This is a genomic window from Bordetella petrii, from assembly GCF_020991325.1.
GTDB classification, from domain to species: domain Bacteria; phylum Pseudomonadota; class Gammaproteobacteria; order Burkholderiales; family Burkholderiaceae_B; genus Bordetella_A; species Bordetella_A petrii_E.
On record NZ_JAJMLX010000014.1, the window covers coordinates 1 to 24,152 of the forward strand.

20 protein-coding genes are annotated in these 24,152 nt (G+C 63.9%); 11 read left to right on the plus strand and 9 right to left on the minus strand.

Annotated elements, in window-relative coordinates:
- The 6 genes from LPZ50_RS02945 to flhD form a co-directional block, all read right to left on the minus strand.
- Nucleotides 1–502, minus strand: a 502-nt coding sequence (locus tag LPZ50_RS02945) for an Hpt domain-containing protein (protein WP_230657330.1), incomplete at its 3' end; no start/stop codon positions are given.
- Between the two features lie 28 nt (nt 503–530).
- Nucleotides 531–911 (minus strand): response regulator, encoded by a 381-nt coding sequence (locus tag LPZ50_RS02950; RefSeq protein WP_230657332.1) that lies wholly within the window; start codon nt 909–911, stop codon nt 531–533.
- A gap of 2 nt (nt 912–913) precedes the next feature.
- Nucleotides 914–1,852, minus strand: coding sequence for a flagellar motor protein MotB (gene motB, locus LPZ50_RS02955; protein ID WP_230657333.1), 939 nt, complete (start codon nt 1,850–1,852; stop codon nt 914–916).
- 11 nt (nt 1,853–1,863) lie between these two features.
- Nucleotides 1,864–2,739 carry a flagellar motor stator protein MotA gene (gene motA / locus LPZ50_RS02960; protein ID WP_230657335.1) on the minus strand — a complete coding sequence of 292 codons (876 nt, stop codon included), beginning with the start codon at nt 2,737–2,739 and terminating at the stop codon, nt 1,864–1,866.
- Between the two features lie 122 nt (nt 2,740–2,861).
- Complete coding sequence (flhC, locus tag LPZ50_RS02965; RefSeq protein WP_230657337.1) at nt 2,862–3,446, minus strand: flagellar transcriptional regulator FlhC; 585 nt, start codon at nt 3,444–3,446, stop codon at nt 2,862–2,864.
- A gap of 14 nt (nt 3,447–3,460) precedes the next feature.
- Nucleotides 3,461–3,784: a flagellar transcriptional regulator FlhD gene (gene flhD, locus LPZ50_RS02970; RefSeq protein WP_230657340.1), complete on the minus strand. Its 324-nt coding sequence runs from the start codon at nt 3,782–3,784 to the stop codon at nt 3,461–3,463.
- Between the two features lie 336 nt (nt 3,785–4,120).
- Here flhD and LPZ50_RS02975 point away from each other — a divergent pair, with 336 nt between their 5' ends.
- From LPZ50_RS02975 to LPZ50_RS02995, 5 genes are all read left to right on the plus strand, one after another.
- The gene (locus LPZ50_RS02975) at nt 4,121–4,861 is read left to right on the plus strand and encodes an RNA polymerase sigma factor FliA (RefSeq protein ID WP_230657341.1); all 741 of its coding nucleotides are present in this window, start codon (nt 4,121–4,123) and stop codon (nt 4,859–4,861) included.
- A 154-nt stretch (nt 4,862–5,015) separates the two neighbouring features.
- Nucleotides 5,016–6,137: a FliC/FljB family flagellin gene (locus tag LPZ50_RS02980; RefSeq protein WP_230657343.1), complete on the plus strand. Its 1,122-nt coding sequence runs from the start codon at nt 5,016–5,018 to the stop codon at nt 6,135–6,137.
- Nucleotides 6,138–6,465: 328 nt separating this feature from the next.
- On the plus strand, nt 6,466–9,873 hold the full coding sequence (locus LPZ50_RS02985; protein WP_230657344.1) for a tetratricopeptide repeat protein: 3,408 nt from the start codon (nt 6,466–6,468) through the stop codon (nt 9,871–9,873).
- A 35-nt stretch (nt 9,874–9,908) separates the two neighbouring features.
- Entirely contained in the window at nt 9,909–10,385 is a 477-nt protein-coding gene (locus LPZ50_RS25370) for a BrnT family toxin (RefSeq protein ID WP_329957632.1), read from the plus strand.
- On the plus strand, nt 10,372–10,644 hold the full coding sequence (locus LPZ50_RS02995) for a BrnA antitoxin family protein (protein WP_230657346.1): 273 nt from the start codon (nt 10,372–10,374) through the stop codon (nt 10,642–10,644). Before LPZ50_RS25370 ends, LPZ50_RS02995 begins: the two co-directional genes overlap by 14 nt.
- 60 nt (nt 10,645–10,704) lie before the next feature.
- Here LPZ50_RS02995 and lpdA read toward each other — a convergent pair whose 3' ends face one another.
- From lpdA to aceE, 3 genes are read right to left on the minus strand one after another with little or no spacing between them, the layout of a single operon-like run.
- A complete protein-coding gene (gene lpdA / locus LPZ50_RS03000; protein ID WP_230657347.1) occupies nt 10,705–12,543 on the minus strand; it encodes a dihydrolipoyl dehydrogenase in 1,839 nt (612 codons plus the stop codon).
- A 10-nt stretch (nt 12,544–12,553) separates the two neighbouring features.
- Nucleotides 12,554–14,272, minus strand: coding sequence for a dihydrolipoyllysine-residue acetyltransferase (aceF, locus tag LPZ50_RS03005; protein WP_230657348.1), 1,719 nt, complete (start codon nt 14,270–14,272; stop codon nt 12,554–12,556).
- 12 nt (nt 14,273–14,284) lie between these two features.
- On the minus strand, nt 14,285–16,993 hold the full coding sequence (aceE, locus tag LPZ50_RS03010) for a pyruvate dehydrogenase (acetyl-transferring), homodimeric type (RefSeq protein WP_230657349.1): 2,709 nt from the start codon (nt 16,991–16,993) through the stop codon (nt 14,285–14,287).
- A 310-nt stretch (nt 16,994–17,303) separates the two neighbouring features.
- Here aceE and LPZ50_RS03015 point away from each other — a divergent pair, with 310 nt between their 5' ends.
- From LPZ50_RS03015 to LPZ50_RS03040, 6 genes are all read left to right on the plus strand, one after another.
- Nucleotides 17,304–19,058: a PAS domain-containing sensor histidine kinase gene (locus LPZ50_RS03015; protein WP_230657351.1), complete on the plus strand. Its 1,755-nt coding sequence runs from the start codon at nt 17,304–17,306 to the stop codon at nt 19,056–19,058.
- Nucleotides 19,055–19,681: a response regulator transcription factor gene (locus tag LPZ50_RS03020; protein ID WP_230657353.1), complete on the plus strand. Its 627-nt coding sequence runs from the start codon at nt 19,055–19,057 to the stop codon at nt 19,679–19,681. Before LPZ50_RS03015 ends, LPZ50_RS03020 begins: the two co-directional genes overlap by 4 nt.
- Entirely contained in the window at nt 19,678–20,571 is an 894-nt protein-coding gene (folD, locus tag LPZ50_RS03025; RefSeq protein WP_230657355.1) for a bifunctional methylenetetrahydrofolate dehydrogenase/methenyltetrahydrofolate cyclohydrolase FolD, read from the plus strand. Before LPZ50_RS03020 ends, folD begins: the two co-directional genes overlap by 4 nt.
- Before the next feature lie 295 nt (nt 20,572–20,866).
- Nucleotides 20,867–22,930, plus strand: coding sequence for a M3 family metallopeptidase (locus LPZ50_RS03030; RefSeq protein WP_230657357.1), 2,064 nt, complete (start codon nt 20,867–20,869; stop codon nt 22,928–22,930).
- 128 nt (nt 22,931–23,058) lie between these two features.
- Nucleotides 23,059–23,670 (plus strand): SCO family protein, encoded by a 612-nt coding sequence (locus LPZ50_RS03035; RefSeq protein WP_230657358.1) that lies wholly within the window; start codon nt 23,059–23,061, stop codon nt 23,668–23,670.
- A gap of 152 nt (nt 23,671–23,822) precedes the next feature.
- Nucleotides 23,823–24,074 carry a GlsB/YeaQ/YmgE family stress response membrane protein gene (locus LPZ50_RS03040; protein ID WP_230657359.1) on the plus strand — a complete coding sequence of 84 codons (252 nt, stop codon included), beginning with the start codon at nt 23,823–23,825 and terminating at the stop codon, nt 24,072–24,074.
- Nucleotides 24,075–24,152: the final 78 nt, after the last annotated feature.

Below are 24,152 nucleotides of genomic sequence, written 5' to 3' on the forward strand. Positions count from 1 at the left end.
GCCAGGCTCTAGGTGTGCGCTGGCGAATATCTCTATCAACCGCGAGGAGGGACCGGGCCGGGGGCGCGGGCGCCGCGGCGGGCGCAAGTGGCGCGGGCGCCGCGCCGTGTTCCTGGGCCAGCTGCCGTAGCACCGCGCAAATACGTTCGTACACGGCCTCGTCGGGCTCTTCCGAAGCGCGATAGGTGTCCAGTTGGCTTTTCAGCACGTCTTTCGTTTCCAGGAAAATATCCACCATGTCCGCGCGCAGCGTCATTTCGCCACGGCGGATCTCGTCCAGCAGGTTCTCCAGAAGGTGGGTGGTGCCCGCCAGATGCTGGAAACAGCCGAATGTCGCCGCGCCCCCCTTGATGGAGTGCGCAGCCCGGAAGATCGCATTCAACTGCTCGATGTCGGGCGCGCCGACATCCAGCTGCAACAGCAGTTGTTCCATCTCGGCGAGCAGTTCGTCCGCCTCGTCGAAGAATGTCTCGTAGAACTGACTGAGATCCAGGCCGCTCATAGACCGTACACCTTCCTTTCGAACTTGCTCAGGCGCCCGGCTGCTCGCCGAGCAGTTCGGACGCCAATTCCACCAGCACGCCGGGGTCCAGCGGCTTGTTCAGCCAGCCACACACCCCAAGGTCGCGCGCGGCACTTTTGCTTTGCCCGTCGTCTTCCGTGGTAAGCACCAGCACGGGCAGGTCCTGGTATCCCGGTTCGTCGCGCAGGCCTTGTATCAGGGCCAGCCCGCCCATGACGGGCATGTTCCAGTCGCTGACCAGCATGTCCACGCGGTTGGCGCGCGCCAGTTCCAGGGCCTGCTGGCCGTCACCGGCCGCCAGCACGCGCCAGCCCGCTTCCGTCAGGGCGGCCTGGACGATCATGCGCATCGTCGCCGAGTCGTCTGCCACCAATATCGTTGCCGTCATAACTACCTTGCCGCCTCTGGCATGGGCGGCTGGGCCGCCAAAGACTCCGTGATTTCCCTGGTATCGCGCACGCTCAGATCGGCGGCCGCCGCGTTTTCCCGTTCGATCTGCTGCTGCGTGCGCCGGTTCAGCACTACCAGGCTGATACGACGGTTAACGGCCGCATACGGATCATCTTTAACCAGGCTCATGCTGGACGACAGCCCCTGGATGCGCATCAGCTTGCCTTCCGCCATGCCGCCCGCCACCAGTTCCTGCCGCGAAGCGTTGGCCCGGTCGGCCGAGAGTTCCCAGTTGCTGTAGGCCCGCTCGCCACGCGCGTACTGCGTGGCGTCGGTATGGCCGGCGATGCTGAGCTTGTTCGGAAGCTCGTTCAGCACCGGTCCCAACTCGCGCAGGATGTCGCGCATATAGGGCTGCACTTCGGCGCTGCCGGTGGCGAACATGGGGCGGTTCTGGTTATCCACGATCTGGATGCGCAGGCCCTCGGTGGTCATGTCGATGAGCAACTGCGGCCGGAAGTTCCTGAGCACCGGGTTTTCTTCCAGCATGTTATCCAGCCGGCGCTTCAGGCGCTCCAGCGCATGGCGGTCGCGCCGCTCGCTGTCGGAAAGCACTTCGGCCTGCACCCGGTTGCCATCGGACTTGCGCACATCGCCGTCGTCGCGCAGCGGATCCTGCCCGCCCCCGGGGATGGCGCTGGTCTCGGCCGAGAACTTGGGCCCGCCGGTCAGCGCCACATGCAGCGGCATGCGGAAGTATTCGGCAATGCTGCGCAGTTCTTCCTTCGGCACGATGGCAATCAGCCACATCACCAGGAAGAACGCCATCATGGCGGTAATGAAGTCGGCGTAGGCAATCTTCCAGCTGCCGCCATGGTGCGCCCGCCGCGGCGTGCGCTTGCGGCGGATAACCACCCGGTGATTGTTCAACGAGCTCATGGGCCGCCCCGTCAGGCGCGGCCAGTGGCCGCCGACTTGGCCTGGCGCACGTGCTCTTCCAGTTCACCGAACGAAGGACGCACTGCCGAGAACAGCACCTTGCGGCCGAATTCCACTGCCAACTGGGGCGGGTAGCCATTCATGCTGGCCAGCAGCGTTACCTTGATGCATTCCAGCACCTTCACGGATTCGGATGTGCGGCGTTCCAGGCGCGAGGCCAGCGGCGCCACGAAACCGTAGGCCAGCAGCACGCCCAGGAACGTGCCCACCATGGCCTTGGATATCAGGTCGCCCAGCACGGCGGGCGGCTGGTCCACCGCGCCCAGCGCCTTGATCACGCCCAGCACCGCAGCCACGATGCCGAAGGCCGGCAGCGCGTCGGCCACCTGTTGCAAGGCGTGGCAAGGCACGTCGCGTTCGTGGCGGTAGGTCTCGATTTCTTCATCCATCAGCGTCTCGATCTCGAACGAGCTCATGTTGCCGCTGATCATGATGCGCAGGTAATCGGTGATGAACTCCATCAGCTTGGCATCGCGCGCGATGCGCGGATAGTCGCTGAAAATGGCGCTGGACTGCGGGTCTTCGATGTGCGACTCGATGCTCATCAGGCCTTCGCGACGCGCCTTGTTCAGCAGCACATACAGCAGCGCCATCAGCTCCATGTACACGTCTTTGCTGTACGGCGAGCTTTTGATGGCCTGGGGCAGCGCATGCCGCATCAGCATCAGCGACTTGCGGCTGTTGCCCGCCAGGAAGGCGCCCAATGCGGCCCCCGCGATCAAGGTCAATTCAAAGGGCTGGTACAGCGCACCCAGGTGTCCGCCCAATCCGATAAAGCTGCCGATCACCGCGACAAGCACTACCGCATAACCAATAACAATCAACACATTGGGCCTCTGCCATCGAGTCTAGAATTGGCGACAATGATCTCCCGCATACCCGTTTGTAAAAACACGGGTTACGGGGAGTTTTCAGGGGCTTTTGGCCTGTTTAGGGCCGGCGGGATGGTTCAGTGGCGAACCGCGGCCGGCACCTTGGGCGCTGCGGCGCGCTGCCCGGCGCGGGCCTTGGCCGCGGCGCGGGTCTTGCCGGCGCGAGGTGGCGGACGGCAGATTGCGCACACGAAATCCCCTTGCGGATCATGCGCATGCGCGATGAAATGGCCGCCGCACTGGCGGCACGGCGACAACTGCAGCATGCCGCTGTCGAAAAACCGCACCAGCATCCAGGCCCGCGTGAAGCTCAGCACAGGCTCGTCGGCCTGCCCTTCCACGCCAGCATGTTCCAGGTACAGGCGATAGGCGTCGATCGTGGCGCGTATGCCGCGGCTGGCGGTGCGCGTGTTCAGGAACGAGTACACGTTGTAGAACAGCGATGAATGAATATTCGGCAGCCAGGTCATGAACCAATCTACCGAGAACGGCAGCATGCCTTTCGGTGGCGAGCAGCCGCGGATCTCGCGGTACAGCCGGGACAGCCTGTCGTGGCTGAGGCAGGTCTCGGCTTCCAGCACCTGCAGGCGCGCGCCCAGCGAGATCATGGCGCTGGCCAGGAGGATATCGTCGGCCTCCTGGGAAACACTTTTGGTAGCCATGGCAGCGCGGGGCATCAGGCCAGTTGCTCGACCGGCTGCTTGGCCAGCAGGATCGTCGCGTGGGCTTGTTGCAATGCGCCGCCCAGAACGTCCTGGGTCAGGGCCGACAGCAGGCTGTAATCGTCGAAGCGGAAGCGGCACAGCAGCGAGCTGGAACTGGCAAGCTTCACCAGTTGGGCCGGCGACAGGCGCATCAGGATATCGGCAACTTCATTGCTGAAACCCAGGCGGAACGTCGACGCCGCATAATCGTCGCGCAGCATGCGTTGAGCCAGCAACAGATACGAAAGGTTGACTTCCCGAATGTCAGCAAGTAAAGAACTGTCCGCGGTATGCACGCTTGTGACTCCTAAAGGCTTGAAATGCCAGCGATTTGGCCGTTGGCGGTATCGGCCCGGTCCCCCGAAGGCAGGCCTTGCTCTCGATACAACATGTATCTGTTAATACCAAGATGCATGCAATCTACCATGCAAACTGTCAGGATTTATGACATTCATATCCAATTGTGGATTATTTTCTGACATTTGGCATAAAAGATACATTATGGTTACATTTTGAGCAATAAACTGCTCGGGAAATTCGTAAACAAACACTTAAAACCTTTCGTTTTTATACGAATGAAATGGCGTTTTTTGCCGACAATCTTGGCTTGATCGAGACGTCGACAGAGATGCATGCCCTACGCCGATGACAGCCTGGTTCGGTACGCGCCGCTAGTCCGCAAGCTGGCGCTGCAGTTGCTGGCGCGGCTACCCGCCAGCGTCCAGCTCGACGACCTGGTGCAGGCCGGCATGATCGGCCTGCTGGACGCCGCCCGGCGCTACCAGGAAACACCCGACGCCCAGTTCGAAACCTATGCCACCGCCCGCATCCGGGGCGCCATGCTGGACGAGCTGCGCAGCCAGGATTGGCTGCCCCGCAGCGTACGCAGCAAAAGCAAGCGCATCGAAGCCGCCATCCAGCAGAAGGAACAAGAGCTGATGCGCCCGCCCTCCGAGCGCGAAATCGCCGACGCGCTGAACGTGCCCCTGGACGAATACCAGGACATGCTGAACGACGCGCGCGGCATCCAGATCCTGCACTACGACGACCTGGGTCCCGGCGATGGCGAGGCGCGCGGCTGGCTGGACACCCCGGCCGATACCGCCGGGGATCCGCTGGCATCCCTGCTGACCGGCGACCTGCGGCGCGCGCTGGTCAAGGCCATCGAGGCCCTGCCCGAGCGCGAACAACTGGTGCTGTCGCTGTGCTACGAGCAAGGCCTGAACCTGAAGGAAATCGGCGCCGTGCTGGACGTGACCGAAGCACGGGTGTGCCAGTTGCGCAGCCAGGCCACGGCCCGCATCCGCGCCCGGCTGAAAGAAGGCGCCTGGCACGAATTGCCGGACGAAGCCCAACTGGCCCAGGTGCTGTAACAACTTTGCGGCCATTTATCGATAAATCTGGCGGCAACCGCACTTAAGTTGACGATGGCCTCGCCGTTACCCAGGGCAGCGGGGCATGAAACCCCGCGGAGTGGGCGGCCTGGCTGCCCGGTTTGAAGAAGCCTTTCTCTCTTGGGAGCTATCCATGGCTGCTGTTATCAACACGAACTACTTGTCGCTGGTTGCGCAAAACAACCTGAACAAGTCCCAATCCGCTCTGGGTTCCGCCATCGAGCGCCTGTCGTCCGGCCTGCGCATCAACAGCGCCAAAGACGACGCCGCCGGCCAAGCCATCGCCAACCGCTTCACCGCGAACGTGCGTGGCCTGACCCAGGCTGCCCGCAATGCCAACGACGGCATTTCGCTGGCGCAAACCACCGAAGGTGCGCTGACCGAAGTCAACAACAACCTGCAGCGTATCCGTGAGCTGGCGGTTCAAGCCTCCACCGGCACGAACTCGCAGTCGGACCTGGACTCGATCCAGGCTGAAATCACCCAGCGCCTGGGCGAAATCACCCGCGTGTCGGAACAGACCCAATTCAACGGCGTCAAGGTTCTGGCCAAGGAAGGCACCATGACCATCCAGGTCGGCGCCAACGACGGCGAAACGATCGACATCAACTTGAAGCAGATCGATGCCGACACGCTGGGCCTGGATTCGCTGAGCATCAATGGTCCGAAGGGCACGCAAGTCGCATTCGGCACCACCGGCACCGCTACCATCTCGGGCGCGGACAACACCGGCGAATCGGTTGCCGTCACCGCTGGCGACGTAAACATCGTGAACGCCGACGGCACGGCGGCCGGCTACTCCGCAGCAGATCTGATCCAAGACGACAATGGCAATTGGTTCGTCAAGGGCACGGATGACGCCGGCACAACCGCGTACTTCGCCGCTCAGGTCTCGGTGGCCGACGCCACCGCCGGCGCTACCGCCGCCGCCCCGACGGCCACCATTACCATCGATGAAACCAAGCCGATCTACGAATCGACCGTTGATCCGCTGGCCGCCATCGACAAGGCCCTGTCCGACGTGGACAACCTGCGCAGCGACCTGGGTGCCATCCAGAACCGCTTCGAGTCGACCATTGCCAACCTGAACAACACGGTCAACAACCTCTCGGCCGCTCGTTCGCGTATCGAAGATGCCGACTACGCCACCGAAGTGTCCAACATGACCAAGAACCAGATCCTGCAACAAGCGGGCACCTCGGTTCTGGCTCAGGCCAACCAAGTGCCGCAAACGGTACTGTCGCTGCTGCGTTAATCCGCCAGCGCGGCATAGGGGCGGGTCTCCGCCTCTGTTCAAAGCCCCCGACACAATCGGGGGCTTTTTTGCCTTGGGCAGGCAGCCATAGGCACAGCATGGACAAGGCGGTTTCCCAGCTCCTCGGGGTTCGCAAGAAAAGCGCCGGCTTTCCGGGCTTCACCCCGGTATTGCGCCGCCACCCCTGCCATTAAGCTTGCGACACCCTCCCTCCCCTTATCCCAACAGCATGGCCAAACCCGCCCTATCCCGCCTTTCCCGTCGTGCAGCCCCTGGCACACTAACCCAATCGTCGACGCTGAAGCAGGCCAAAGAGCGAACCCAGCGCATGCCGCGCGACGCGTCGGCCTGGCAGGACTTGGCTCGCCATCTGGGCAAGGCAGGCAGCCTGGAGCAGGCCAGGCAGGCCATAGGCACGGCCATCGATCTGGACCCCGACGATGCCGGATCTTGGGAAGTGCTTGCGAAGATAGAGATCTGGGCAACACGCGACGACCTCGCCGCCAAGCACTACCAGCATGCCCTGACCTTGAATGAGGGATTCCCGGATGCTCACCAGGGTCTGTCGGAAATTGCCTTCCGCAAGAACGACAACCAGGCCGCGCTGGCCCATGCGGATAGAGTGCTGGAACAAAGACCCCACGACGTCGCCGCCCTGTCGCGCAAGGTACAGGTACTGAGCCGCCTGTTCCGCTACCAGGAAGCCGCCGAGCTCTGCAGCCGCCTGATCCGCCAGGACCCCAAGAACCGGTATGTCCATTGGAACGACCTGGGCAACATCAAGCGCGATCTAGGCCTGCTGGATGAGGCGGTGGGCTGCTATGAAACCGCCGCATCCTTTACAAAGACCGACCCCGTACCGCTCTCCAACTGGCTGACGCTGTCCCACTACATTCCGCACAGGCAGCCCGAAGAGATCCTGGAACTGTGCAAGCGCTGGGCCGCCCAGTTCGCGCCCGACCAGGCCGCGCAACGCCCGGTTCCAGCGGACCGATCCGCCGGCCGGCCATTGCGCCTCGGGATGTATTCCGATGGATTCCGCCAGCATCCCGTAGGGGCAATGACCACTCCTGCGCTGGAGCACCTGGTCAAGCTGGGCATCGAGATCTACGCCTACACAACCAGCAATGTGGTGGACAGCGTCACCACCCGGCTGAAAGCCATTGCCAAGAAATGGACACCAATCGCCACGCTGCGCGACGAGCAACTGGCCCAATTGGTGCGCAAGGACCAGATCGACATTTTGATGGACCTGTCCGGCCATAACGCGGGCAACCGCATCCGCACCATGACCCTGGGACCAGCCCCCGTACTGGTGAAATGGGTGGGCGGCCTGATCAACACAACCGGCGTCGAATCTATCGACTACCTGCTGAGCGACGGCATCGAGTCGCCCCCCGGTAGCGATACGATGTACACCGAAAAACTGATCCGCATGCCGGACGACTACATCTGCTATATGCCGCCGGCGCGCGTACCGGATGTAGGCCCCCTGCCCGCCCTGAAAGCCGGCCACATCACCTTTGGCTGCTTCAACAACCCCACCAAGATCAATGAAGTCATCCTGGCCCAGTGGGCACGGCTGCTGCACGCGGTGCCCGGTTCGCGCCTGTTCTTGAAGGGCGGCGCTTTTGGCAGCGACGATCTGTGCCAACGCACGCTGGACGTCCTGGCCGACCATGGCATTACGCCCGATCGCGTCCGGCTCGAAGGACATTCGAAACACTACGAATTGTTCTCGCGCTACAACGAAGTCGACATCGCCCTGGACCCCTGGCCCTATTCCGGTGGCCTGACCACCTGCGAAGCCATGCTGATGGGCGTACCGGTAGTGACCCTGCCCGGCCCCACTTTCGCCGGCCGCCACTCGGCCACGCACCTGGTGAATGCGGGCATGCCCGAACTGGTGGCCGAAGACTGGGACCAGTACCACGCCCGCGCGCTGGAGCTGGTCAGCGACCTGCAAAGCCTGGCCACGATACGCAGCCACTTGAGACAGATCCTGCTGGACTCTCCAGTGTGCAACGGGCCCAAGTTCGCGCGCCACCTGGCCGACGCGTTGCGCGCCATCTGGCAAAGGTATTGTGAAGGAAAACCACCAGCGGCCCTGGCCTTCACGCCCCAGGGGCAACCCTGGTTCGAAGATGACGACGCGCCCATGACGCTGACCCACCCTGAACCCGAACCCGACGCAGAAGCTCGCGCCTTCCACTTCGCCTTCGAAGGCCGGATAGTGACTGTGGATCATGGCGGCGTGCTGGTGCGCAGCACGAAGTTTCCCGCCTTGCATAAACTGGGCGCGCTTTCCACGGTGGCCATCGACCCTGCCAGCACGATCGCGAATGCCGAGCGCTTGAAGCAGGAAAACGCCCTGCAGCACTATCAAGCCCATTTCGTCCTGGCGGATGGCGAACCCACGGTATTACATGCGTGCCTGGACGCCGCGCTGAGCGGCACCCTGGAACCCCTGCCCGCCGAGCAGCAGCCGGCGGCATCGCGCACGGGCGCCGCCGTGTTGGCGAAGCTGCCAATTTCCTCGGCATGCCTCGACGGAATCGACGGACTGGACCGGATAGACTGGCTGGTGCTGGATGATGCCCACGACAACTTGAAGCTACTGCGCGGCGCAGCGACACGGTTGTCAGACACTTTGCTGGTTCAGGTCCGGATCCGCTATGCGCCGCTGTACCGGAACCAGCCCAGCCTGGAAGCCACCGCGGCATTGCTGGCCGCGCATGGGCTAAGCCTGCTGCGGCTGGACAACGCACAATACGCCCTGTGTACGGCCTCGGACCAATTGTCGAACGCCGGCTATGATGGCTCGCAATTGTTGGCCGCCGATGCCATCTTTGTGCCCGACGGGGCACGCCTTCAGGCCATGGACGACAACCGGCGCCTGAAGCTGGCGTTTATCGCGCAGGCGGGTTATGGGCTGACCGATTATGCATTCGATGTATTGAAGCGCATCGATGCGGATACGGCACAGCACTTCCTGGACAGCCTGGACACCTTGCCCAACGGTGCGCGCCTGCCGGCGCCCGCGGCTGCGGCTGCCGAGCCACGCCCCGAGGCCCGGCCCATGCCGGTCGGCCGGCAACCGGTAGTTGCTCCGCCGCTGGCGCCGGTGGATATCGCCAAACTTACCGAGACCATTCCGCTGGTGCCGCATATGGAGCCCGAAGGCCGGGCTTTGCTGGAGGAATGCCTGGCCCGGGCCAGCATTTTTCTTGAATATGGGTCGGGTGGAAGTTCGGTCATGGCCGCCGGCACCGGTGTACGGAAAATCTACTCGGTGGATTCCGACCAGCCGTTCTTGAAAGCCGTACAGGCCCGCATCCAGCAATCCGGAGGCGATAGCTCGAAGTATGTGCCGATCTATATCAACATCGGCCCCACGGGGGCCTGGGGCAGGCCTTCCGATCGCGCCAGCGCGTCGCTGTGGCCCGCCTACGCCAGCGAGCCGTGGTCAGTGATGGGCAAACATCAGCAGGCGCCCGATCTGATTTTGATCGACGGACGTTTCCGGGTGGCATCATTCCTGGCGTCGGTGCTGTTTGCGCCTGTCGGCTGCACGATTCTGTTCGACGACTACTTCGACCGGCCGGGTTATCACGTCGTGGAGCAGTACCTCAAGCCGATCCGCGCGGCGGGCCGCATGGCGCAATTCGTCGTCGGCTCTGAACGTCCCCAGGGCCTGGTGCAAGAACTGCTGCGCTACTGCACGGATCCCGCCTGAGCGATCCTGACTCGCGAAAGCTCAACGGCCGATGCATGCATCGGCCGTTTTCTTTGGCCGACCATCTGATTCCGGTTGTTGTCTTGTCGGTAGAGTCCGAAGCATGGATAGAGACAAATGCGCTGCCAAACATGCTGACGGCGTTCATACCGGTGAATAAGATCAGCGGCTTCGGGCTGCGCATACATTCATGTCTCTCCGATCGTCGCGCCTTGAATGAATTAATTATTGTAGCTACACTAATAATGTACATCATCTTCGATCCCGTCAAGGATCGCGCCAATCGCCTGAAACACGGCGCGTCACTGGCGTTGGCTCGACAGTTTGAATGGGAAGATGCCCTGATATGGGAAGATCGGCGCCACGATTACGGCGAGCTGCGCATGATTGCCCTCGGATACGTAGGCCACCGATTGCATTATGTTGTATTTGTTGATCGACTCGAACAACGACGCATCGTCAGTCTGCGCAAAGCAAATCTAAGAGAGATTCAGAGATATGCCGAAGCTTAAGCCAGGGACAATTCTTCCCACCCCGGAAGAGAACGAAATCATCAATCGCGGCATCAAGGCAGACCCCGATGCCCCCGAGGCCACGGAAGCGGATCTTGCCCGAGCGCGCAAGCCCGGACGGCCGCCAGCGGCGCGTACCAAAGTGCAATTGACCGTGCGATACGACCGCGATGTGGTCGAAGCCTTCAAGGCAGGCGGCCCAGGGTGGCAGACGCGCATGAATGACGTGCTGCGCAACTGGCTACGGCGCCGCGCGTGAAGACACCTGGCAAGAAAGAGGCCGCCCAAAGGCGGCCTCTTTCCATTGCAACAAAACCTGCTACTTCTTCCGCGCCGGCGGCAGGTCGGTGCAGACGCCTTCCGCGACTTCGGCGGCCATGCCCACTGATTCGCCCAGCGTGGGGTGCGGGTGGATGGTCTTGCCGATGTCGACCATGTCGGCGCCCATCTCGATGGCCAGCGCGATTTCGCTGATCAGGTCGCCGGCGTGGGTGCCAACGATGCCGCCGCCCAGGATGCGGTGCGTGTCGGCGTCGAACAGCAGCTTGGTGAAGCCCTCGTCGCGGCCGTTGGCGATGGCGCGGCCAGACGCGGCCCAGGGGAACAGGCCTTTCTCGACCTTGATGCCCTGCTTCTTGGCTTCGTCTTCGGTCAGGCCCACCCAGGCCACTTCGGGGTCGGTATAGGCCACCGACGGGATGACGCGGGCGTCGAAGAACGACTTCTGGCCGGCGGCGGCTTCGGCGGCTACATGGCCTTCATGCACGGCCTTGTGCGCCAGCATGGGCTGGCCGACGATGTCGCCGATGGCGTAGATGTGGGGCACGTTGGTGCGCATCTGCTTGTCGACTTCGATGAAACCGCGCTCGGTGACGGCGATGCCGGCCTTGTCCGCGCCGATTTTCTTGCCGTTGGGGCTGCGGCCCACGGCTTGCAGCACCAGGTCGTAGCGTTGCGGTTCCTTGGGAGCGCCCTCGCCTTCGAAGCTGACGTAGATGCCGTCTTTCTTGGCCTCGGCGCCTACGGTCTTGGTCTTGAGCATGATGTTGTCGAAGCGCGGCGCGTTCATCTTCTGCCACACCTTGACCAGGTCGCGGTCGGCGCCCTGCATCAGGCCGTCCAGCATTTCCACCACGTCCAGACGCGCGCCCAGCGTGGAGTACACCGTGCCCATTTCCAGGCCGATGATGCCGCCGCCGACGATCAGCATTTTCTTCGGGATCGAGCGCAGCTGCAGTGCCCCGGTGGAATCGACGATGCGCTCGTCGTCCGGCAGGAACGGCAGCTTCACCGACTGGCTGCCGGCGGCGATGATGGCGTTCTTGAAGCGGATGGTCTGGGTCTTGCCGTCGGCGCCCTTCACGGCCAGGTGCTGCGGGTCGGCGAACTCGCCCACGCCGGTGACCACCTTGACCTTGCGCGCCTTCGCCATGCCGGCCAGGCCGCCGGTGAGCTTGGCCACCACGCTGTCTTTGTAGCCGCGCAGCTTGTCCAGGTCGATCTTGGGTTCGCCGAAGCTGATGCCGTGCGCGGCCAGGGCGCGCGCCTCGTCGATGACGGCGGCGTTGTGCAGCAGGGCCTTGGACGGGATGCAGCCCACGTTCAGGCAGACCCCGCCCAGGGTGTCGTAGCGTTCGACCAGCACGGTGGACAGGCCCAGGTCGGCGGCACGGAAGGCGGCGGAATAGCCGCCGGGGCCGGCGCCCAGGACCAGCACGTCGCATTCGAGGTCGGCGGAGCCGCTGTATTGGGCGGCTGGGGCCGCAGGCTGGCTCTTGGCGGCAGCCGGTTGTTCTTTCTGCGGCGCTTTCTCTTTGCTTTCGGAGTCTGACACCCTTTGGGAGCCAGACTCCTGGGACGTTTTCTCGGCCTGCGCAGCGGGCTTGGCGTCCTTCGATTCGCCCGCCGATTCAGATTCGCCGGCCTCGATTTCCAGGATCACCTTACCCTCGGCGACCTTGTCGCCCACCTTCACCTTCACCGACTTCACCACCCCGCCGGCAGACGACGGAATTTCCATCGAGGCCTTGTCCGACTCCACCGTGATCAGGCTTTGTTCCGCCTTGATCGTGTCGCCTTCCGATACCAGCACCTCGATGACTTCCACTTCCTTGAAGTCGCCAATGTCCGGAACCTTGATTTCCACGAGTTTGCTCATAGGGCCCCCGTTACAGCGCGATGCGGCGGAAGTCGGCCAGCAGCTGGCCCAGGTACGCGTTGAAGCGCGCGGCGGCGGCGCCGTCGATGACACGGTGGTCGTACGACAGCGACAGCGGCACGATCAGGCGCGGCACGAACTGCTTGCCGTCCCATACCGGCTTGTGGGCCGAACGCGACACCCCCAGGATGGCGACTTCGGGCGCGTTGATGATGGGCGTGAAATGCGTGCCGCCGATGCCGCCCAGCGACGAAATCGAGAAGCAGCCGCCCTGCATTTCGGCCGGAGAAATCTTGCCCTCGCGGGCCTTCTTGGACAGGTCGCCCATTTCCTTGGCGATTTCCAGGATGCCCTTCTTGTCGGCATCGCGGATCACCGGCACCACCAGCCCGTTGGGCGTGTCGGCGGCGAAGCCGATATGGTAGTACTGCTTGTAGACCAGTTGGTCGCCGTCCAGCGAGGCATTGAACTCGGGGAACTTCTTCAGCGCCGCCACCACGGCCTTGATCAGGAAGGCCAGCATGGTGACTTTGACACCGGCTTTCTCGTTCTCTTTGTTCAGCGTGACGCGCAGCGCTTCCAGATCGGTGATGTCCGCCTCGTCGTTGTTGGTGACGTGCGGGATCATGACCCAGTTGCGGTGCAGGTTGGCACCGGAAATTTTCTTGATGCGCGACAGCGGCTTGGCTTCGATCGGGCCGAACTTGGTGAAATCGACCTTGGGCCACGGCAGCAGGCCCAGCGCGGCGCCATCCGCGCCGCCAGCAGCGGCGGCCGGAGCGGCCAGGGCCTGCTTCACGAAGGCGCGCACGTCATCGGCGGTGATGCGGTCTTTGCGGCCCGAGCCCTTGACCTTGCTGAGGTTCACGCCCAGTTCGCGCGCGAACTTGCGCACCGACGGCGAAGCATGCGGCAACTGGCCGGGCTTCAGGTCGGGATCTTCCAGCGCGGCGGCAGGGGCTGGCTTGCTGGCGGGCTGGGGAGCGTCGGCCGTAGCGGATTTTTCCTGGCCGCTGGCAGCCGGTTTTTCCTGCGCCGCCTTTTCCTGGGCCGGCGCCTCGGCCTTGGCCGGAGCAGCGTCCTGCCCTTCCACCACCACGATCGACGTGCCCTTGGCGACCTTGTCGCCCACCTTGACCTTCACTTCCTTGACCACGCCGCCCGCCGAGGCGGGGATTTCCATCGAGGCCTTGTCGGACTCGACCGTGATCAGGCTTTGCTCGGCCTTGATGGTATCGCCCACGGCGACCATGACTTCGATGACTTCCACTTCCTTGAAGTCGCCGATGTCGGGCACGGTAATGTCGGTGATGCCGCCGGATGCGGCCGGCTTGGCATCGCCGGATTCGCCTTCGGCGGGGGCCTGCTCTTGAGAGGCCTTCTCTTTGGATTCGGAGTCTGACACCCTTTGGGAGTCAGACTCCTGGGACGTTTTCTCGGCCTGCGCAGCGGGCTTGGCGTCCTTCGATTCGCCCGCCGATTCAGATTCGCCGGCCTCGATTTCCAGGATCACCTTACCCTCGGCGACCTTGTCGCCCACCTTCACCTTCACCGACTTCACCACCCCGCCGGCAGACGACGGAATTTCCATCGAGGCCTTGTCCGACTCCACCGTGATCAGGCTTTGTTCCGCCTTGATCGTGTCGCCTTCCGATACCAGCACCTCGATGACTTCCACTTCCTTGAAGTCGCCAATGTCCGGAACCTTGATTTCCACGAGTTTGCTCATGTCTGTCTACCTTCAGGCGTATTGCGGATTGGCTTTGTTGGGATCGATGCCGTATTTCTTGATGGCCTCGGCCACCTTGGCGACGGGAACCTTGCCTTCGTCGGCCAGCGCGCGCAGGGCAGCCAGCACCACGAAATGGCGATCCACTTCAAAGTGCTCGCGCAGCTTGTAGCGGAAGTCGGAACGGCCGAAGCCATCGGTGCCCAGCACGCGGTAGCTGCGGCCGTTGGGCACGAACGGGCGGATCTGATCGGCGAACAGTTTCATGTAGTCGGTCGACGCGATGATGGGACCTTCGGTTTTTTCCAGCTGCTGCGTCACATAGGGTACCAGCGGCTTCTTGGCCTCGGGGTTCAGCAGATTGTGGCGGTCGGCGTCCAGGCCGTCGCGGCGCAATTCGGTAAAGCTGGTGACGCTCCAGACGTCCGAGGCCACGCCCCAGTCGGCTTCTAGCAGTTCCTGCGCGGCCATGACTTCGCGCAGAATGGTGCCCGAGCCCATCAGTTGCACGCGCTGCTTGCCCTTGCCGTGCGACTTCAGCTTGTACATGCCCTTGATGATGCCTTCCTCGTCGCCCTTGGTCAGCCCGGGCTGCGGGTAGTTCTCGTTCATCACCGTCAGGTAGTAGTACACGTTTTCCTGGTCTTCCACCATGCGCTTGAGGCCGTGCTGGATGATGACCGCGAGTTCGTGGCCGAAGGTGGGGTCGTACGACACGCAGTTCGGGATGGTCGAGGCCAGGATGTGGCTGTGGCCGTCTTCGTGCTGCAGGCCTTCGCCGTTGAGCGTGGTGCGCCCGGCGGTGCCGCCCAGCAGGAAGCCGCGCGCCTGCATGTCGCCGGCCGCCCAGGCCAGGTCGCCGATGCGCTGGAACCCGAACATCGAGTAGTAGATGAAGAACGGGATCATGATGCGGTTGTTCGTGGAATACGACGTGGCCGCCGCCATCCACGAGCTCATGGCGCCCGCTTCGTTGATGCCTTCCTGCAGCAGTTGGCCGTCGGCCGATTCCTTGTAGTACATGACCTGGTCTTTATCGACCGGCGTGTACTTCTGGCCTTCGGGCGCGTAGATGCCGATCTGGCGGAACAGGCCTTCCATGCCGAAGGTGCGCGATTCGTCGGCCAGGATGGGCACCACGCGCGGGCCCAGTTCCTTGTCGCGCAGGACCTGGTTCAGCACGCGCACGAACGCCTGGGTGGTGGAGATTTCACGGCCTTCGGACGTGGGTTCCAGCACGGCCTTGAAAGCGTCCAGCGCCGGAGCCTTGAGTTGCTCGTCGGCCTTGGGACGGCGCTTGGGCAGGTAGCCGCCCAGCGCCTTGCGGCGCTCGTGCAGGTACTTCATTTCGGCCGAGTCTTCGGCCGGCTTGAAATACGGCAGCTTCTCGAGCTGGTCGTCGGGAATGGGAATGGCGAAGCGGTCGCGGAATTCGCGGATCGAATCCAGTTCCAGCTTTTTCTGCTGGTGGGTGGGGTTCTTGGCCTGGCCCACATGGCCCATGCCGTAGCCCTTGATGGTCTTGGCAAGGATGACAGTGGGCTGGCCTTCGTGCGTGGCGGCGGACTTGAAGGCGGCATAGACCTTGTGCGGATCGTGGCCGCCACGGTTCAGGCGCCAGATGTCTTCGTCGCTCATGCGCGACACGGCTTCCAGCAGCTTGGGGTGCTTGCCGAAGAAGTGTTCGCGCACGAACTTGCCGTCGTTGGCCTTGTAGGCCTGGTATTCACCATCGACGGTTTCTTCCATGATCTTGCGCAGGATGCCTTCTTTGTCGTGCGCCAACAGCGGGTCCCAGTAGCCGCCCCAGATCAGCTTGATGACGTTCCAGCCCGAACCGCGGAAATCGCCTTCCAGTTCCTGGATGATCTTGCCGTTGCCGCGCACCGGGCCGTCCAGCCGCTGCAGGTTGCAGTTGATGACGAAGATCAGGTTGTCGAGTTTCTCGCGCGCGGCCAGGGCGATGGCGCCCAGCGATTCGGGTTCGTCCATTTCGCCGTCGCCGCAGAACACCCACACCTTGCGCTTGCTGGTGTCGGCAAGGCCGCGGGCGTGCAGGTACTTCAGGAAGCGCGCCTGATAAATGGCCATCAGCGGGCCCAGGCCCATGGACACGGTGGGGAACTGCCAGAATTCCGGCATCAGCTTGGGGTGCGGATACGACGACAGGCCCTTGCCGTCGACTTCTTGGCGGAAGTGGTCCAGCTGCTCGGCGGTAAGGCGGCCTTCCAGGTAGGCGCGGCCATACATGCCCGGCGAGGTATGGCCCTGGAAATACACCAGGTCGCCGCCGTGGCTTTCGTCTTCGGCATGCCAGAAATGGTTCTGGCCGCAGCCGATCATGGTGGCCAGCGACGCGAACGAGGCAATGTGGCCGCCCAGGTCGCCGCCGTCGGGCGGATTGTGCTTGTTGGCTTTCACCACCATGGCCATGGCGTTCCAGCGCACATACGAGCGGATGCGGGATTCCAGTTCCAGATTGCCGGGATGGGCGGGCTCCAGCCCGGGCGGAATGGTGTTGACGTAGGCCGTATTGGGCGAAAATGGGATGTGCGCGCCAGAGCGGCGGGCCTCATCGATCAGGCGTTCCAGCAGGTAATGGGCGCGCTCGGGGCCTTCGCGGTCGAGCACGGCGGCCAGGGCTTCCAGCCATTCCTGGGTTTCCAGGGTGTCTTCGTCATTGGCGGCAGATAGCGCAGCAGCCTGGGCATTAGAGGACATCGTGTGTCTCCTGTGGGAGTTCTGAGCACGCCCGCCCCCAGGATAATGGGGCCAGGCAGACCAATTGTTCCGGCTCCGCCGGGGTTGCCCGCTGCACGCGCCACCGATCAGAATGGCGCGCCGCAGGGACGCTAGAGGCGAAGATTAACCCGTCCGGCAGAAAATTTCATGTTGCGGTACGGCATTTCGTAATATGAAAAATTGACAAGAAGCTGAATAAACCGGACTGCCGTCTTCCGGTAAATGGCCGTCGGCAGCGCAACTAACTGCAACACGCTCTAAAATGCGGGCTCTAGACGGCCCGAACCTCATGGCAAGCCAGCACAAGTCCAATATCCCGAACTCGTTCCACGACCATGCCCGCCAACGCCGGCGTGGCGTGTACTGGGTCACGCCGGCGGTGGTGCTGATCCTGTACCTGTGCGTCATGGGCGCCTTCTTCTGGCTGCAGCGCCTGCACGACGACAGCGTCATGTTCGTGACCATCGACCAGGAAGTGCGCCAGCAGCGCCTGATCTGGGTGGTGCTGGCGCTTTCGTGCGTGATCATCATCAGCCTGCTGATGCTGTGGCGATACACCCGCTTCCGCTCCACCGCCGAAGCCGCCCTGATCGCGGAAACCGGCTTCCGGCGCGCCATGGAAAATTCCATGTCCACCGGCATGCGCGTACTGGACATGGAAGGCCGCATCGCCTACGTGAACCCGGCCTTCTGCCGCATGATAGGCTGGAACGAGGCCGACCTGATCGGCCGCAGCCCTCCCTTCCCTTACTGGGTGCCGGGGCGGCACGAACAGCACCAGCACACGCTGGACGTGCTGACATCCGGCAAGACCCCCAGCAGCGGGCTGGAAGTCGAGGCCCAGCGGCGCGACGGCTCGCGCTTCACGGCGCGCATGTATGTGTCGCCGCTGCTGGACCCCAACGGTACCCAGATCGGCTGGATGACCTCCATGACCGACATTACCGAGCCCAAGCGCATCCGCGAAGCCCTGACCGCCGCGCACGAACGCTTCATGACGGTGCTGGAAGGCCTGGACGACGCGATCTCGGTCACCGCCGATACGCACGACGGCCTGGAATTGCTGTTTGCCAACCGCACGTACCGGCGCGTGTTCGGCGCCCAGACCGGCGGGCACGATGAGTTGCTGGCCGGCCGGCGCGGCCGTTTCACCGACGAATCGGTGGAAGTGTTCGCGCCTTCGGTGCAGCGCTGGTTCGAGGTGCACCACCGCATGCTGGCCTGGACGGACGGGCGCCGCGTGCGCATGCAGGTGGCGCGTGACATCACCGAGCGCCGCAACCACGAGGAAGCCTCGCGCGTGCAGCAGGAAAAAATCCAGCTGACCAGCCGCCTGACCACCATGGGCGAAATGGCCTCGTCGCTGGCGCACGAGCTGAACCAGCCGCTGACGGCCATTGCCAACTACAGCATGGGCGCGGTGGCGCTGGTGAAGGCGGGGCATACCAGCCCCACGATGCTGCTGCCCGCGCTGGAAAAGGCCGCCTCGCAGGCCGAGCGCGCCGGCAAAATCATCAGCCGCATCCGCGAATTCGTGAAGCGCAGCGAGCCGCGCCGCCAGCGCGTGCCCATCAGCCGCATCGTCGACAATGCCATCGGCTTTGCGGAAATCGATGCCCGCAAGCGCCGCATCCGTATCGAGCCGTTCGTGCCGTCGAACGCGCCGGACGTGCTGGCCGACCCGATCCTGATCGAGCAGGTACTGCTTAACCTGCTGAAAAATGGCCTGGAAGCCATGGAAAAGAGCGAATCCGACGAGCTCAAGGTGGCGGTCATTCCGCACGAGCAGCACATCGAAGTCGCCGTGGTCGACCGCGGCCATGGCCTGGCCGAGCCGGAACGCCTGTTCGAACCTTTCTTCAGCACCAAGTCGCAGGGCCTGGGCATGGGGCTGAATATCTGCCGTACCATTATTGAATCGCACCATGGCCGCCTGTGGGCGGACCCTAACCCCGCCGGCGGTACTATCTTCCGCTTCACCCTGCCCTGCGCGGCGCCCGACCAGCGCGCGCAGAACGATCAGCCTGAGGAGTTGCACGCATGAACACCCCCCCACAGTCGAGCACGGTATTCATTGTCGATGACGACGAAGCGGTGCGCGATTCGCTGCGCTGGCTGCTGGAAGCCAACGGCTATCGCGTCCGCGCCTTCGCCAGCGGCGAAACGTTCCTGGAAGAATACGACGCGTCCCAGGTGGGCGTGCTGATTGCCGACGTGCGCATGCCCGGCATGAGCGGCCTGGAACTGCAGGAGCAGATCCTGGCGCGCAACGCACCGCTGCCCATCGTATTCATCACCGGCCACGGCGACGTGCCCATGGCGGTGTCCACCATGAAGAAAGGCGCGGTCGACTTCCTGGAAAAGCCGTTCAACGAATCCGACCTGCGCGAGATCGTGGCGCGCATGCTCGAGCAGGCCAACCAGCGCGTCAGCCAGTTCCAGGCCCAGAAAGACCACGAGGCCATGCTGGCGCGCCTGACGGCTCGCGAGCAGCAAGTGCTGGAACGCATCGTGGCCGGGCGGCTGAACAAGCAGATCGCCGACGACCTGGGCATCAGCATCAAGACGGTCGAGGCGCACCGCGCCAACATCATGGAAAAACTTGAAGTCACCACGGTCGCCGACTTGATGAAGGTTGCGCTGGCCAAACCCGAGGCACATGCATGACCCAGCAGGACAGCTTGACCACGGCGCGCACAGGCGCGCGCATCATCGACGGCGCGGCCTTGTCGCAACGCATTCGCGAAGAAGTCGCCCAGCGCGTGCAGGCGCTAGCCTCCAAGGGAGTACGCCCGGGCCTGGCCGTGGTGCTGGTGGGCGACAACCCGGCCTCGCAAGTGTACGTGCGCAACAAAGTCGCGGCGTGCGAGAAAGCCGGGCTGCACTCGGTGAAAGAGCAATACCCGGCGGACATGACCGAGGCCGAGCTGCTGGCGCGCATCGACGCCCTGAACCAGGACCCATCCATCCACGGCATTCTGGTGCAGCTTCCGTTGCCTCCGCACATGGACAGCCACAAGGTCATCGAGGCCATCGCGGCCGAAAAAGACGTGGACGGCTTCCATATCAGCAACGCCGGCCTGCTGATGACCGGCCAGCCCCTGTTCCGGCCATGCACGCCGTACGGGGTCATGAAGATGCTGGAATCCGAAGGCGTGGCCCTGCGCGGCGCCGAGGCCGTCATCGTGGGGGCCAGCAATATCGTGGGCAAGCCCATGGCCATGCTGCTGCTGCAGGCCGGGGCCACCATCACCATCTGCAATTCCAAGACCCGCGACCTCGCCGCCCAGACGCGCCGCGCCGACGTATTGGTAGTGGCCACCGGCAAGCCGGGCATGGTGGACGGCAGCATGGTCAAGCCGGGCGCCGTTGTGATCGACGTAGGCATCAACCGCGGTGCCGACGGCAAGCTGTGCGGCGACGTGGACTTTTCCTCGGCCCGGGAAGTGGCGGGCGCCATTACCCCCGTGCCGGGCGGCGTGGGGCCCATGACCATCGCCATGCTGCTGGTCAATACCGTCGAAGCGGCGGAACGGGCCGCGGCAGTCTCCGCCTAGCCGCGCCGGGTGGCCGGCTCCGAAGCCAGACACCATTGTGTGCCACGACGGTCTCAGTGGAACGGTGTCTGGCACCCTGGCGGGAGCCAGACACCCGGCAGTACTCGCGAAAACCCGCCACGGCGGTCAAGGTCGCGCCATGGGTGTCTGGCTCCGCAGGTGCCGGACACCGTTGTGTGCCACACTGCCTGGGCGCCGGGCATCGCCTCTTCCCCGCTGAATCCCCTGCTTGTTTTCGGACGCCCCGCCCTCATCTGTGAACAATACAGACACCTGTTTCCGCTGCGATTACCCCATGACCCAAAACCCCTTGCTCGCTCCCGTTTCCGGCCTGATCGACTACGCCGCCGTGCAGCCCGCGCACATTGTGCCCGCTATAGAAGACCTGCTGAAACTGGCACGGGAGGCGGTGGACAAGGCTGCCGACCCCGCCCTGCCGGCGCAATGGGAAGCGGTGGTGCAGCCCCTGGATACCGCCACCGAGCAGTTGTGGCGGGCGTGGTCGGTGGCCGGGCACCTGAACGCCGTGGTGAACACCCCCGAACTGCGCGAGGCTTACAACGCCGCCCTGCCGCTGGTCACGGAATTCTCCACCTGGGTCGGGCTGCATGAAGGCCTGTACCGCCAGTACCAACGCCTGCGTGCCGCGCCCGGGTTCGACAGCTGGGATCCGGTGCGCCGCCGCGTGGTGGACCTGGCGCTGCGCGATTTCCGGCTCAGCGGCGTGGAACTGCAGGGCGAGGCGCGCGACCGCTATGCGGCCATTTCCGACCGCGAAGCCCAGGTTTCGCAGAAATTTTCGGAAAACGTGCTGGACGCCATCGACGCGTGGTCGCTGGTCATAGACGATGAAGCCCGCCTGGCCGGCCTGCCGGCCGACGTGCTGCAGGCTACCCGCCAGGCCGCCCAGGACGACGGCCAGGCCGGCTGGAAGCTGACGTTGAAAATGCCCTGCTACCTGCCGGTGATGCAGTACGCACGCGACCGCGTCCTGCGCGAAACCCTGTATCGCGCCTACGGCACGGTGGCATCCGAACAAGGCGATGCGCGTTTCGATAATTCCCCGCTGATCGAAGAACTGCTGGCGCTGCGCGCCGAAGAATCCGGTCTGCTGGGCTATGGCACATTTGCCGCGCTGCGCCTGCAGACCCGCATGGCGCGCAGTGCCGGTGAAGTTACCGGCTTCCTGCGCGATCTGGCGGGCCGCGCGCGCCCCTACGCGCAGCGCGACCTTGCCGAACTGCAGGCCTATGCGGCGGCCGAACTGGGCCTGGACACCCTGCAGCCCTGGGACGTGGGCTATGCCTCCGAGCGCCTGCGCGAATCGCGCTACGCGTATTCGGAAGACGAGATCAAACAGTACTTCACCGAACCGCGCGTGCTGGAAGGCTTGTTCCAGGTCATCGAAACGCTGTTCGACGTGCGCCTGCGCGAGACCGACGTGTCGCGCTGGCATGCCGACGTGCGCGGCGTGCGGGTCGAGACGCCGGCCGGCGAACTGATCGGCCACCTGTACCTGGACTTGTACGCGCGCGCCGGCAAGCAAAGCGGCGCCTGGGTGGACAGCGAGCGCAACCGGCGCCGCCTGGCCGCGCAGGTGCAGACTCCCGTCGTGTACCTGACCTGCAACTTCGCCCGCCCCGGCGACGGCAAGCCCGCGCTGCTGACGCACGACGACGTGATCACGCTGTTCCATGAAACCGGCCACGCCTTGCATGCGCTGCTGTCCGAAGTGGACGAGCCCGCCGCCTCGGCCTTTGCCAGCGTGGAATGGGACGCGATCGAACTGCCTTCGCAGTTCATGGAAAATTTCTGCTGGGAATGGCCGGTGGTGCAGCGGTTGTCGGCCCACGTGGACGGCGGGCAGCCCCTGCCTCGCGTCTTGTTCGACAAGCTGCTGGCCGCGCGCAACTTCCAGAGCGGCATGCAGACGGTGCGCCAGATCGAGTTTGCCCTGTTCGACATGCTGCTGCATGACCGCGACCAAGGGGCGTCGATAGGCGACACCCTGGCGCTGCTGCAACAAGTGCGCGACGAAGTGGCCGTGCTGTTCCCGCCGGCCTGGCATCGGCTACCCCATGCGTTTTCGCACCTGTTTGCGGGCGGCTACGGGGCTGGATATTACAGCTACAAGTGGGCCGAAGTATTGTCGGCCGACGCCTACGAGGCCTTCGAAGAAGCCGCGGCGCAAGCAGACGGACACGGTACGCTGGATGCCGCCACCGGCGCGCGCTTCCGCAAGGAAGTGCTGGCGGTGGGCGGGGCCCGGCCGGCCGCCGAGTCGTTCCAGGCGTTCCGCGGCCGCGCGCCGCGCATCGACGCCCTGCTGCGGCACAGCGGCATGGTAGCTGCCGATTGATGGGCCTTTGAAAGACCGGCGGGCAGCCTGCGCAAGCAGGCCAAGGGCGCCGACACGCGCCCGAGCCCGCTGCCGACGCGCTAGAATCGTGCCTATTGTTTCCGACTGCCTGCGCCCCCAACACCGACATGCCTGCTTTCTTCCCTGGCCGCCTGTGGCGCGCCCTGCTGCTGGCAGCCTGCACCCTGCTGGCTGCCTGTGGCGACAAAGCCGACTGGACGCTGTACGACATCAAGGGCCACCTGCCCGACCTGAAATTCGAACTGCCAGCGGCAGGGGGCAAGACTGTCAGCAGCGACGACCTGAAAGGCAAGACGGTGCTGCTGTTTTTCGGCTACGCCAGTTGCCCCGATGTCTGCCCCACCACCATGGCCCAGTTGACTGCCGTGCTGCAGCAATTGGGCGGCCAGGCCGACCAGGTGCGCATCCTGTTCGTCAGCGTAGACCCGCACCGCGACACGCCCGACATCCTGCAGGCCTATGTGGATGCCTTCAACAAGCAGGCCATCGGCGTCACGGGTACCGAAAAACAGATTGCCGACCTGGCGCGCCGCTACCGCGTGGCCTACCAGATCGAGAAACCCCGCCCCGGGGACGCCGCTGACATCTATGACGTGACCCACAGCCGAGGCGTGTACATTTTCGACAATGAAGGCAAGGCCCGCCTGCTGGCGTCCGATACCGACAGTATCGACACCATGGTGAAGGACATTCGCCAGCTGCTCGATATCACGGGCTGAATGCCCGCCCGGCGGCGCAATGGCCGCGACAGGGCCGCATTGCCGGCCGGGTGTTGCGTGGATGCCCCACATACCTGTTGTTACAGCCTCGGCCCGCGCGCGGTGGGTATGATCCAGACGCTTACCCTACACCCTGGAAAAGGAGCACGCGCATGAGCATTATCATCATGATCATCGTTGGGTTTGTCGTCGGCCTGATTGCCCGCGCCATCATGCCTGGCGACCAAAACATGGGGATCATCATGACCACCCTTCTGGGGGTCGTCGGCGCCGTGGTGGCCGGCTTCCTGGGCCAGTCGCTGGGCTGGTACGCCCCGGGCGAACCCGCAGGCTGGATCGGTTCGGTCGTCGGCGCCATCGTGGTGCTGTTCGTGGTGGGCCTGATCACCAAGAAACGCGCATAGCGCAGCCTGCAGCAAGACCAAGCCGGACGGCCCTTACAGGCCGCCCGGCTTTTTGTTTGCCGCTAGATGCCGGCGACG

Coding starts and splice junctions, on each gene's coding strand:
- LPZ50_RS02950 (WP_230657332.1), bottom strand. CDS start 911: ATGACGGCAACGATATTGGTGGCAGACGACTCGGCGACGATGCGCATG.
- motB (WP_230657333.1), bottom strand. CDS start 1,852: ATGAGCTCGTTGAACAATCACCGGGTGGTTATCCGCCGCAAGCGCACG.
- flhC (WP_230657337.1), bottom strand. CDS start 3,446: ATGGCTACCAAAAGTGTTTCCCAGGAGGCCGACGATATCCTCCTGGCC.
- LPZ50_RS02975 (WP_230657341.1), top strand. CDS start 4,121: ATGCCCTACGCCGATGACAGCCTGGTTCGGTACGCGCCGCTAGTCCGC.
- LPZ50_RS02980 (WP_230657343.1), top strand. CDS start 5,016: ATGGCTGCTGTTATCAACACGAACTACTTGTCGCTGGTTGCGCAAAAC.
- LPZ50_RS02985 (WP_230657344.1), top strand. CDS start 6,466: ATGCCGCGCGACGCGTCGGCCTGGCAGGACTTGGCTCGCCATCTGGGC.
- LPZ50_RS25370 (WP_329957632.1), top strand. CDS start 9,909: ATGCATCGGCCGTTTTCTTTGGCCGACCATCTGATTCCGGTTGTTGTC.
- LPZ50_RS02995 (WP_230657346.1), top strand. CDS start 10,372: ATGCCGAAGCTTAAGCCAGGGACAATTCTTCCCACCCCGGAAGAGAAC.
- lpdA (WP_230657347.1), bottom strand. CDS start 12,543: ATGAGCAAACTCGTGGAAATCAAGGTTCCGGACATTGGCGACTTCAAG.
- aceF (WP_230657348.1), bottom strand. CDS start 14,272: ATGAGCAAACTCGTGGAAATCAAGGTTCCGGACATTGGCGACTTCAAG.
- aceE (WP_230657349.1), bottom strand. CDS start 16,993: ATGTCCTCTAATGCCCAGGCTGCTGCGCTATCTGCCGCCAATGACGAA.
- LPZ50_RS03015 (WP_230657351.1), top strand. CDS start 17,304: ATGGCAAGCCAGCACAAGTCCAATATCCCGAACTCGTTCCACGACCAT.
- LPZ50_RS03020 (WP_230657353.1), top strand. CDS start 19,055: ATGAACACCCCCCCACAGTCGAGCACGGTATTCATTGTCGATGACGAC.
- folD (WP_230657355.1), top strand. CDS start 19,678: ATGACCCAGCAGGACAGCTTGACCACGGCGCGCACAGGCGCGCGCATC.
- LPZ50_RS03030 (WP_230657357.1), top strand. CDS start 20,867: ATGACCCAAAACCCCTTGCTCGCTCCCGTTTCCGGCCTGATCGACTAC.
- LPZ50_RS03035 (WP_230657358.1), top strand. CDS start 23,059: ATGCCTGCTTTCTTCCCTGGCCGCCTGTGGCGCGCCCTGCTGCTGGCA.
- LPZ50_RS03040 (WP_230657359.1), top strand. CDS start 23,823: ATGAGCATTATCATCATGATCATCGTTGGGTTTGTCGTCGGCCTGATT.